Raw genomic sequence first — 11,076 nt, forward strand, 5'->3', positions numbered from 1 at the left:
GCGCCGATATCGACGTGCGCTCCGGATAGACGCGGCAGGCCGCGCTGATCGGTGGTGAGGTTCAGCGGTGGGCCGGTGACGCCATCGTCGCCGGCATCGATGGCCGGGCTGGCGCCCTTGCACGAGCGACTCGGAAGATGCGCCCCGGCGCACAGCGCCATGGTTTTGGTCGGGCCGCCGTACTTGGCCAGCGGGGCCAGCACGGGATCGGTATTCACCAGGTCCGTCCCTCCGCTCGTAAAGCAGCCGGCATCGCTGAGGTTGTGGCCGTTGGAGGTGGGGGGGGCACCCCCGCAATTCCCAGCCTTGCCGTTGCCGGCAATGATCGTGTTGGTCACGACGATCGTGGCCGGGCTCAACTCGCTGTTCTGCCAGATCCCGCCCCCACCCAAGCTGCCCGGTCCGGCGTAGGCCTTGTTGCGGCTGATGGTGCAGTTGGTCAGGGCGAGCGCGCTGAGATTCATGATCCCCCCGCCGGCACCCCACCGGGCATAGTTGCCCGTGAGCGTGGAGTTGGTGAGGCTCATCGTACCAGTCTCATTGTAAATGCCCCCGCCATGGTCGCCGCTATTGCCGTTGAGCGTGCAATTCCTCAGGGTCATCGTGCCGTCGTTACTGATGCCACCGCCGAGGTGGCCCCCGAAGGGACCGGAAATTGCTACGTTTCCCGTGAGCGTGCAGTTGAGGAGGGTCATCGTGCCAGCGTTAGCGTTGCTGATGCCCGCGCCGCTCACTATAGCCCTGTTATTCTTCAGTGTGCAGTTGGTGAGGCTCATCGTACCGTCGTTCTCGATCGCCCCGCCATCATATTGGGCCTTGTTACCTGTGAATGTGCAGTTGGTCAGGGCTACCGTGCCGCCAGGGCCGATGCTGCTGCCATTATAGATTCCGCCCCCACCATATTGGGCCTTGTTACCTGTGAATGTGCAGTCGGTCAGGGCTACCGTGCCGCCAGGGCCGATGCTGCTGCCATTCCAGATTCCGCCCCCGTAGGGAGCATTGCCGTTTTCGATGGTCAGGTTAGACACGCTGACCGTGGTGATCGTGGTGATATGGAGCACGCGGGTGGTGTGTGCGCCGCTGATGCGGAGGGTGCCCGCGGTTGGACCCATGATGGTTACGTCGCGCTGAATTACCAGCTCACCGAGAACCAGTGTTATCTTGACGGGCAGCACGAGACTGAACGTGACCGTATCGCCCGCGCCCGTGCCCGCCGTGCAATCCCCGCTGGTTGTATCGGCCGCGGCATTCACGTTGGCGAGAGCCTCGCGCAGGGTGCACTGACCGTCGCCGGCCGTGAGGTTGTCGGCGGTAGTGTTCACGGTAATGGTCGCCGCCGACGTAACCTGCGCCGCCACCATGACCAGCAGGGTAACGGCAAATGGAAAGATGTACTCGTTGCCTTGCACGCCTCCCCTGTGCCCGCGAGATGCTGCGAGAAGTTTGAGAGTCGCTATAGCCGTGTTCATTTGGTCCCTCCGCTCGCATTATTCCCTAGCCTCATCGCATCGACTTGGGCGCGGCGCCAGGCACGTACTTCACTCATCGCCTGCCGGCCTGCGGCCGGGTCCGGATTATCACGGCTGCGACCGCAATCCATGCGCGCAGCCGGGTGCGCTCCATTCGGCCGAGAATCTCATTTTGTCGCTTCGTGTACTTCGACATGATCCCCTCCTCAGATGGGCTTGAAGCCGCCACCGCTTGAGCAAGATGCTGCGCGACCGCGGCTTGGCGGTCGTCAGCTCATCTCGTTACGGCGCCGGTGAGGCGCACGCTCCCACGCACGTCGTAAAGTCGTCCCCGCACGTAGTCCCGTCGGCCTGAGCCGCCGCGAGGCAACCTTGCAAACAGGTCAGGCGATCCGGCGCCGACTTGCAGCCGAGTACGCACGCGATCGCCGCTTGACGGACGGGCTGTAAACAGCTCTGCAGGTCTGTACCGCAGGATCCGAGACAGGTCATGTCCAGATCCGCCCCCGGCGCACAGCTCGCTTTGCACGACTTGGCGTCTGGCACGCACGTGTCCCGCTTCGTCGCAGAGAACGTTTGCATGCACCCCCGCCTGCAGGCCCTGGGGTCAGCGTTGTCGCTACAGTCTGCCCTGCACGCCAGCTGGGCGATGAGCGCGGTTTGGCCGCACATTGACATTTGCGCTCTGCAGCCGATCACGCACTTGCTTACACCCCACGCGTAGCTGGCGAGCACACAAACGATCAACGCCGTAGTACCGGTGAAGCGAAGAGATCGCATTAATGACACGCCCCCGGATGCACCGTGTACGCTTGGTTACATCGAGCAGCAATGACTTATGTCATAACTAAAGTTGCGCTATGTTGTTCATGGCCCGTCAGACTGAATCGGCGACGGCGGGAAACCAACGTGGCAGTATGTTGAGCTACACGTGGAATGAAGATTTCGAAATCTACGGCAACCGTGCCGAAGTCCGAGGAAGCCCGGTGGGGTACCGGAACCCCCACAGGACACCTAATGGGGACGTAGTTAAGTTGTTAAGTCAGTTCAGGCGTGATGGGCACAGGGCGCCCCGCTACCCGGGCCGCGTTTGGATATCGAGGGTGGCGTACACCACGTAATGGCGCGGGACGTGGAGCGGCACGCGATCTTCTGTGGAATTGAAGTTTCACGCAACCTCCCCTGCCAGCATACTGCGCGCGATCTGCGAAATCTGAATCTCGTCGGTGCCGCCGTAGATTTGCATCGCCTTGGCATCGCGGCAGAGCTGCTCGACCTGATACTCAGCCATGTATCCGTTGCCACCGAAAAGCTGCACGGCTTCGAGGCACACCTCTGCGGTTGCCTGTGCGGCGTACAGCTTGCCCGCCGAGGCTTCGGCGAACGATGGCCTTTTCCCCTGCGCCGCCATTTCGATCTGGCGGAAGAGCATGTTGCGGATATTCATGCGGGCCACCTGCATCTTGGCAAGCTTCAACTGGATGAGCTGGAACTCGCCGATGGGCTTGCCGAACTGAACCCGCGTACGCGCGTACTCAGTACAGAGCTGGATGCAGCGCTCGACCATGCCCAGCGCCATCGCCACCACGCCCGAACGCTCCGCCCCGAACGTCGACTTGGCGCCTTCCCGCCCGCCGGCGGCTTCCTCGCTCTCCCCCATCAGCCGCTCGCGTCCGGCACGCACGTTGTCGAGGAACAGCTCCCCGGTCGGCGACGAGTGCATCCCCATCTTGCGTAACGGCTTCGACTGAGTGAGACCCTCCATGCCCTTGTCGAGAATGAAACTCACCACCGGGCGGTCGCGCGGATCTTTTCCGCCGCGGTCGAGCTTGCAGATGAACACGATGGTGTCGGCGTACGGACCGTTGGTGATGAAAGTCTTCGAACCATTGAGGATGTAATCGTCGCCATCGCGATGCGCCGTCGACTTCATGGCGCCAAACGCATCGGAGCCCGAACCCGGTTCGGTGATGGCCCAGGCGCCGACCTTCTCCAGGGTCAGCAGCGACAAAGCCCAGCGGTCTTTCTGTCTCCAGGTCCCCTTGCCCATGATTGCCCCGGCAGTGAGCCCCATGCTGACGCCCATGGCGGTCACCAGACCGGGGCAATACTTGGAGAGCTCGATGATCGGAACCATCTGCATGGCCATGGCCTCACCCGCGCCCTGTGTGGAGGACTGCTCCTTTCGCGGGGGAGGCGTTTCGCCCCGGGCGCGAGCGCCTTCGGCTTCGAGCGCGCGCCTCTTCTCGGACTCGTAGCGCAGGCGGGCAGCCTCATTAAGTCCAAACGTGTTCACCAGCTTGCGCATGATGTCATACGGCGGCAGGTCCCCGTGCTCGATCTGTTCGAGGTGCGGCACGACCTCGGCCGCGATGAACTTGCGCACCATGTCCTGGATCATCAGATGCTGCTCACTCCACTCGATCATGTGTGCTGTCTCTCCCGTCTCCTGAAGATGCGAGGCGCTTAGCGCGCTCTCCGTGCGAACGCAACGCCGCGCCGTCCGTATTCCGTTTGCCAGAATACGCCGCCAACCGCGGCAGTCCCCGTCCGGGCAGGGCGGACATCAACGCCGTCCTGCCGGCGACATCGTTTCACACGTGCAACAGCAGGCGCAACGCGACGCGCGCGATCAGCCAGACCGCGCTCGATTTCAGCTCGCTGCCGATTTCGACCGCATCAGCCTCGGCCTGCGGCGCCTCGACATCATCGAGCCTGCGCACCGTCGGCCACGATTGCGGGTCGCCCAACGCCTGGTGCGTCAGGTGATCCAACTGCGGTTCGCTCACGGAGTGACTCTCTGCCGCCTGCGCCGATCCGGGCAATTGCGCACCGCGCTCTTTGAAGCGGCGCAACTCGCCGCGATTCAGCCACATCCCGTCGCAGTTCGGGCAGCGTTCAATGCGGGCATCCGGCGGAATCGCCGGGTCGTGAAAGCGGTACATGCGCGCCCGGCAGCGCGGGCACTCGAGCTGCGCATCCGCCTCTGCGGTAAGTTGCCAGAGTATTGCTTGGTCCACCCCATCGAGACGTTCCGCCGCCGCTGCGGTCACCGGGTACAGCTCCCAGCGGTCGCACCATATGCCACCGCAATGCGGGCACTGGTCGAGCACGATCAGATAGCCCGTGATCGCCTCGGCCTTCACCTCGTTCATCGGCGAGGCGCACTGGGGACAGGTCAGCGCCATGTTCTAGCGAGGCAGTGCCTCGAACCGACGGTGCGGCGGGGCCGCTCCCCGCCCGCACTCCAGACCCGTCCTCCGGAGCCCTGCGGAGGGTGGAGGCTTCCGGCGGACGTGTTGGGTCGCTGCATGCGGTTTCAGATGAAACTTGACTCGAGTGCGAAGAGTTTCGAACATCAAGCACCGCTAGGAGGCATGCGCCATGGCGCGCAGAATGGCAATCCGCTGCGCCAGAGGCGGGTGTGTACTCAACAAATCGGCCAAGGCGCCCTGCCGGTCGTCCACATTGCGCCGGAGCGGGTTACTGATGAACAGGTGTGCCGTCCCCTGCGTTGCGGCTTGCAACGGAGAGGTCGCCGCCCCGATCTTCTCCAGCGCACTCGCCAAGCCGAGCGGGTTACGGGTGAACTGCGCAGCCGTGGCATCCGCCAAGTACTCCCGCTGGCGCGACACGGCCATGGCGAGAATCCGGGAGAGCAGTGGCGTCACCGCCAGCAGCAGGACGACGACGAGAAACATCAGCGGGCTGCCGCGGCGTCGATCCCTGCCGAAGTACAGCGCCCGACGAGCCCAGTCCGCCAGCATCACGGCGCCACCGAACAACACCGCCACCACCGTCATCGTGAGCGTATCGCGGTTGCCGATGTGTGACATCTCGTGTGCGACCACGCCTTGCATCTCTTCGCGGTCCAGCACATTCAGCAGGCCTTGGGTCACCGCCAACACGGCGTGCTGCGGATCCCGTCCCGTGGCCAACGCATTCGGAGCCGGATCCGGAATCACGTAAACCTCCGGCTGTGGTAGTCCCGAGGCCAGGGCCATTTCCGTCACGATGTTGAAGAGCTGGCGGTGCTGGGGATTCTCCCGACTCAGCGGACTGGCATGGAGCGAGGCCATCACCAGGCGCGCACCGCCGTAGTAGCTGGTGAAACTCATGGTCACGGCCAACACACTCGTCACCAGCGTTACGACCGGAATCGGGTCACCCCCAGGCGTGAGAAAGCCACCCCAGACCGCGTCGATACCCAATCCCAAGACGAGAAAGAAGGCGAGGAAGCCCAAGACGAGCAGCAGCGTGCGGCGGCGGTTGCGTTCCTGGCGGGTGTAGAAGTCGACCGGAATGACAGGAGGCGCGGCCGGTTCTGGGCGGCCGGCTTCACGTGCTGCCGCCGGCGGCGTTTCGGTCACCGCCGTCACGGTCGTAGCGACAGATCGACCCGCGGCGTGCCGCGATCTTCATCTGCGCCGGCAAAGTATTCCGCCGGCCTGAAGCCAAAGAAGAGAGCGACGATGCTGGCGGGAAAGACCTGTTCGCGGGTATTCAGTTGCATGACCGTGTCATTGTAGAACTGTCGCGCAAAGGCCAGTTGATTCTCCGTCGTCGTCAGTTCCTCCTGCAGCTTCACGACATTCTCGTTGGCCCGCAAGGTCGGGTAATTCTCCATCACGGCGAGCAGACGCCCGAGCGACTGGGTCAGGGCGTTCTCGGCAGCGGCGGCCTCGCGCACGCCGTTGGCGGCCGTGGCACGGGAGCGGGCTTCCATCACGCGTTCGAGGGTGTCACGCTCGAATTGCATCGCGCCCTTCACGCTCTCCACCAGGTTGGGAATCAAATCGTGGCGCCGCTTGAGCTGGACATCAATCTGCCTCCAGCCGTTTTGAACTCGATTCTGCAGACTGACCAGGCTGTTGTACGTGAGCGCCACTCCCACCACTAGAAGAAGAATGATGATCGATGCGATGATCATGACTCGCTCCTTCCGCCAGCTATAGACCTTGAGCGATCCGCTTCCCCTCGCCGCTCACCGCGAGGCCCGTGGCTCCCCCGATCTCAACGGCGGTGCGCAAAGGCGGCCCGGCCCGGGTACACGGCGCGGCGGCCGAGCATCGCTTCGATGCGCAGCAGCTGGTTGTATTTTGCCGTCCGTTCGCTCCGGCAGGCGCTCCCGGTTTTGATCTGCCCGGCATTTACCGCCACCGCGAGATCCGCGATCGTGGTGTCTTCCGTTTCACCCGAGCGATGCGAAATCACGGTGGTGTAACCGGCGCGTTTGGCGCGGTCGATGGTTTCCAAGGTTTCCGTCAACGTGCCGATCTGGTTCAGCTTGATCAGAATCGAGTTGGCCACGCCCGCGTCGATGCCGCGCTGTAGGCGCTCTGGATTGGTAACGAAAAGGTCGTCGCCGACAAGCTGCACCCGGCGTCCCAACTCCCGGGTCAACGTGCCCCAGCCCTGCCAATCGTCCTCGGCGAGGCCGTCTTCGATAGAGACGATCGGATAGTGGTCGACCCAGTCTCGGTAGTAGTGGACCATGTCGGCGCTTGAGCGATGGCTGCCGTCGGACTTGCGAAAGACGTACTGGCCTCCTTCGAAGAACTCGCTCGCGGCGGGGTCCAACGCCAGGGCGATCTGGCGGCCAGGCTGATAGCCGGCGCGCTCGATGGCGGCCAGAATGACCTCCACCGCCTCCTGGTTGGACTGCAAGCGCGGGGCAAATCCGCCTTCGTCGCCAACCGCAGTAGAGTACCCCTTCTCCTTCAGAACAGCCTTGAGGGCGTGAAACGTTTCGACTCCCATGCGCAACCCGTCGGCGAAGCTGCGGGCGCCAACCGGCACCACCATGAACTCCTGCAGGTCCACGGAGCTGTCCGCATGCACGCCGCCGTTCAGGATGTTCATCATCGGCACCGGCAAGGTCGTGGCCCGTACGCCACCGAGGTAGCGGAACAGCGGCATCTTGGCTGCGGCGGCCGCCGCCTTGGCCACCGCCAGCGAAACACCGAGAATGGCGTTGGCGCCCAGTCGGCCCTTGTTCGGCGTCCCGTCCAGATCGAGCAGCAACCGGTCGACGTCCTCCTGCCGGTGCGCGTCGCGCCCGCGCAACTTCGGCGCAATCACGCGGTTGACATTCTCGACCGCCTTCAGAACACCTTTGCCGCCGTAGCGTTTCTTGCCATCGCGCAGTTCGAGCGCTTCATGTGTCCCCGTTGATGCTCCGGACGGCACCGCCGCCCGGCCGAGCTGGCCGCCGGTCAACACGACGTCCACTTCGACAGTCGGGTTCCCGCGCGAATCAAGGATCTCTCGCGCCGCCACCTTGCCGATCTTCATCGCCTCACCTCAATTTGCCAATGTCGTTCGGCTCCATTAAGATACACCGAGTCGAACGCGAAAAACGATGGCCCTTTTACCGCCGACGCCGAGCAAACACAAAGGGATCGTGGTGATCTGCGTCGTGTCATTGGTCCTTTTTGTCGTTGCCGCGATTTACGGCGACCATGGTTTGGTTCATCTGTTGCGCATGCGCGGCGAGCAACGTGATCTCGAGCGCACGGCCTTTGATCTGCAGCAGCAGAATGAACACTTGCGCGAGCGCATCCGACGGTTGCACTCCGACGACTCGTATATCGAGAAGCTCGCACGTGAGCGGCTTGGTTTAGTGAAGAAACACGAGGTTCTGTACCGGGTCGGTCCACCGACACCCGCCGCGGCCCGTCCCATAAAGTAGCCAATCAGTTACCGATCCACGACCTGTCGAAAGCCGAGGTGGTGAAGCGCGTTGCGAATCGTGTCCGCGGCGCGGTCGAGATCGGCGGGCTTCGGATTGCGATCCTGATTGGCGAAATCGAGGTCGTGGATGGCGTCAATCGGAACCACGTGGATGTGGCAGTGTGGAACTTCGAGGCCGGCGATCATGAGGCCGATCTTCACGGGATTGAAGCCCTGCTGCAGCGCCTTTCCCACTGACCGGGCCACGGTCATGAGGTGCTGCGCCAGGTCGGGCTCGAGATCAATCCAGTGATCGACTTCCTGGCGCGGTACCACCAGCGTGTGGCCCGGCCTGAGCGGGTTGATGGACAGGAACGCCACGCAGTGCTCATCCCGCCATACGAAGCGGCCGGAAAGTTCGCCATTGATTATCCTTGTGAACACGGTCGCCACTGCACCCTCCAATCGCCCGACAGTCTCACTCCTCCGTCCTACGACACCGTACCTTACCGCAAAACATGGACAGCCGACAGCGCCCGGGGGCACAGGGGTCGGAAGGAAGCAAGAGGGACGTTAGCGGATGATAACTTGGATGGCGTTGCTGCCGAAAAGGATGCCGTCGGAAACCGTCAAGGTGGCCGCGTGCTGGATAGTGCGCCATGGCGAGTCGACAGCTCCGGTACCGGCATCGGTGCCTGCGAGGTCGACGACGTAGGTTGCAGGGAAGGCGGGAACCGAAACTAGGAGAGACACCACGACCAGTAGGATAATGACCAACGGAGTGGGAACGGGAAACGGGCGTGCGGCCATGGGCCTTCAGATAGAGCAGCACGCGTGCCAGCAAGGGACATGCCCCCGGCCGGCACGGCGGAAGCCAAGCCACACCTTCTCGCGTCACGATTGTGACAAGTGCCAGGCTAAGCACCGCGACAGGTGCCCAGACTTGTCAACTGGCACGGAGCAGATGAATCTTCTTTGTATCTTTAAGACCGGCTACCAGCTCGGAAATCGACGCCGAGAGCTTCGGATGAATCATTTGCGGAGCAAGTTCACTCATTGGAAGCAAAACAAAACGCCGGTTTTGGAGCTCCGGATGAGGAACACGCAACGTTCGCTTATTGATGATCTCACTGTCAAAAAACAGGATGTCGAGGTCAATGATACGTGAACCCCAACGTTTTCCACGCACACGCTTGCGGCCCATGACCGTTTCAATCTGCTTCAATCGCTTCAACAGCTCGTCGGCGCCGCAGTCTGTTTCAATCTCAATTGCGCAGTTAACAAACCACGTTTTAGCATCGCCCAGCGGCTCGCTTTCGTAGAGCGATGACTGCTTTACGACACGGGTAGTGGGAATTTCTTGCACTCGACCCATAGCCTCGACCAGATTGGCTTTTCGATCGCCCAGATTTGAGCCTATACCGATGAATGCCCGATGGGGCATGCCCTTGCCTGAACCTCCCCCCGTCGCCGAGGTGCCCCGCCGGGTCGCATCGGCTCTCTCCACAGTCCGCCTTTGCCTTGGCACTGCCCAGCCAAGGATTCGTTCATCTTTTCCTATCGCGTCTGAGAGGGTTTTACAACTTGGCCGGAAAGGCTTGCTCGACACGCCACAGGGTGCTACTGCCGTTCGCGCTCTCGCAAGATCGGTTCCATCTGGCACGGGGAAGCAAGGAAAGCATAAGCGCTGGCACTGGCAGAAGCGATGACTATGCGGATCGCTGATCGATTGAAGAAGATCCCGCCGTACCTTTTCATGGAGCTACGCAATAAGATTGCACAGGCCCACGCTGCGGGCATTGACGTCATCAGTCTCGCCATCGGTGATCCGGTCGAACCGACGCCGGACGCGGTGGTGGAAGAATTGGCCCGAGCAGCACGCGATCCCGCCAACCATCGGTATCCGACCGATGAAGAGAAAGGAATGCTAGCGTTCCGCCGCGCCGTCGCCGACTGGTATGGCACGCGTTACGGTGTCAGCCTGGACCCCGCAACGGAAGTGCTCGCCCTGATTGGTTCGAAGGAGGGGTGTCACCACTTTGTTCTGGCGCGTGTGAATGCCGGCGAGCCGGTGTTGATGACCGATCCCGGCTACCCGGCCTACCGCGCCAGCATTCTCATTGCGGGCGGTGAGCCCGTGAACGTGCCAATCCGTGCAGAGCATGGCTACCTGCCACAATTGGCGGATATCCCGAGCGACGTAGCCCGCCGGGCGAGTGCCATGTTTTTGAACTACCCGAACAACCCCACCGGGGCAACCGCGACACCAGCATTCCTACACCAGCTGGTGGAGTTTGCACGGCATTTTGAAATCGCCGTTTGCTACGACAACCCGTACATCGAGATGGTGTTCGACGGCGAAAAGCCCTTGAGCTTCCTGTCCGTTCCGGGGGCCAGGGACGTCGGGGTAGAACTAAACTCGTTGTCGAAACCCTTCAACATGACCGGTTGGCGGCTCGGCATGGCGGTTGGGAACAAGGACCTCATTGCCGCAATCTCACAGGTAAAAGAGAACACCGATTCCGGCGTCTTCAATGCCATCCAGTTTGCCGGCATCGCCGCTCTCACTCAGTGCACCGAGAGCGTAGCCAACATGCTCGCCATCTATGAACGGCGGCGCTCGCTTGTACTCCAGACGCTGGCAGAGCTCGGTATTCGGTTCGCGCCGGCGCGCGGAACGTTCTATCTCTGGGTGCCGACGCCGCGCGGAATGTCGAGCCTTGCTTTCGCGACGTTGTTGTTTGAGAAGGCGCACGTTGTGGTGGCAGCCGGAACGGCCTACGGGTCGTATGGTGAGGGCTTCGTCCGCTTCTCCTTGACGGTCCCGGATGACCGGTTGCGCGAAGCACTCGCGCGCATCCGCACGGCCCTCGGCTGAACGAACAGTTTCGGCTTGAACCGTGGGGCACCAGCTGCCTATCGCTGTCCATCCCAG

11 protein-coding genes are annotated in these 11,076 nt (G+C 62.3%); 2 read left to right on the plus strand and 9 right to left on the minus strand.

Annotated elements, in window-relative coordinates:
• From VF515_10640 to eno, 6 genes are all read right to left on the minus strand, one after another.
• The coding region (locus tag VF515_10640) for a choice-of-anchor Q domain-containing protein (GenBank protein ID HEX7408088.1) at window positions 1-1,469 on the minus strand (1,469 nt) is incomplete at its 3' end.
• Between the two features lie 1,168 nt (window positions 1,470-2,637).
• Window positions 2,638-3,897 carry an acyl-CoA dehydrogenase family protein gene (locus VF515_10645; protein ID HEX7408089.1) on the minus strand — a complete coding sequence of 420 codons (1,260 nt, stop codon included), beginning with the start codon at window positions 3,895-3,897 and terminating at the stop codon, window positions 2,638-2,640.
• 166 nt (window positions 3,898-4,063) lie between these two features.
• Entirely contained in the window at window positions 4,064-4,657 is a 594-nt protein-coding gene (locus VF515_10650; GenBank protein ID HEX7408090.1) for a zf-TFIIB domain-containing protein, read from the minus strand.
• Between the two features lie 180 nt (window positions 4,658-4,837).
• Complete coding sequence (locus tag VF515_10655; protein HEX7408091.1) at window positions 4,838-5,839, minus strand: M48 family metallopeptidase; 1,002 nt, start codon at window positions 5,837-5,839, stop codon at window positions 4,838-4,840.
• A gap of 5 nt (window positions 5,840-5,844) precedes the next feature.
• Complete coding sequence (locus VF515_10660; GenBank protein HEX7408092.1) at window positions 5,845-6,399, minus strand: LemA family protein; 555 nt, start codon at window positions 6,397-6,399, stop codon at window positions 5,845-5,847.
• Window positions 6,400-6,482: 83 nt separating this feature from the next.
• Entirely contained in the window at window positions 6,483-7,763 is a 1,281-nt protein-coding gene (gene eno / locus VF515_10665) for a phosphopyruvate hydratase (protein HEX7408093.1), read from the minus strand.
• A 67-nt stretch (window positions 7,764-7,830) separates the two neighbouring features.
• Here eno and VF515_10670 point away from each other — a divergent pair, with 67 nt between their 5' ends.
• Window positions 7,831-8,160, plus strand: a complete 330-nt coding sequence (locus VF515_10670; protein HEX7408094.1) for a septum formation initiator family protein — start codon at window positions 7,831-7,833, stop codon at window positions 8,158-8,160.
• A gap of 8 nt (window positions 8,161-8,168) precedes the next feature.
• On the opposite strand, the gene VF515_10675 is transcribed toward VF515_10670, so the two are convergent.
• The 3 genes from VF515_10675 to folK form a co-directional block, all read right to left on the minus strand.
• A complete protein-coding gene (locus tag VF515_10675; protein ID HEX7408095.1) occupies window positions 8,169-8,594 on the minus strand; it encodes an HIT family protein in 426 nt (141 codons plus the stop codon).
• A gap of 120 nt (window positions 8,595-8,714) precedes the next feature.
• Entirely contained in the window at window positions 8,715-8,951 is a 237-nt protein-coding gene (locus VF515_10680) for a hypothetical protein (protein HEX7408096.1), read from the minus strand.
• Between the two features lie 136 nt (window positions 8,952-9,087).
• A complete protein-coding gene (gene folK / locus VF515_10685) occupies window positions 9,088-9,648 on the minus strand; it encodes a 2-amino-4-hydroxy-6-hydroxymethyldihydropteridine diphosphokinase (protein ID HEX7408097.1) in 561 nt (186 codons plus the stop codon).
• A gap of 204 nt (window positions 9,649-9,852) precedes the next feature.
• Between folK and VF515_10690 the strand changes: the two genes are divergently transcribed.
• A complete protein-coding gene (locus tag VF515_10690) occupies window positions 9,853-11,019 on the plus strand; it encodes an LL-diaminopimelate aminotransferase (GenBank protein ID HEX7408098.1) in 1,167 nt (388 codons plus the stop codon).
• Window positions 11,020-11,076 lie beyond the last annotated feature (57 nt).

This window comes from Candidatus Binatia bacterium (genome assembly GCA_036382395.1).
Taxonomy (GTDB): Bacteria; Desulfobacterota; Binatia; order HRBIN30; family HRBIN30; genus JAGDMS01.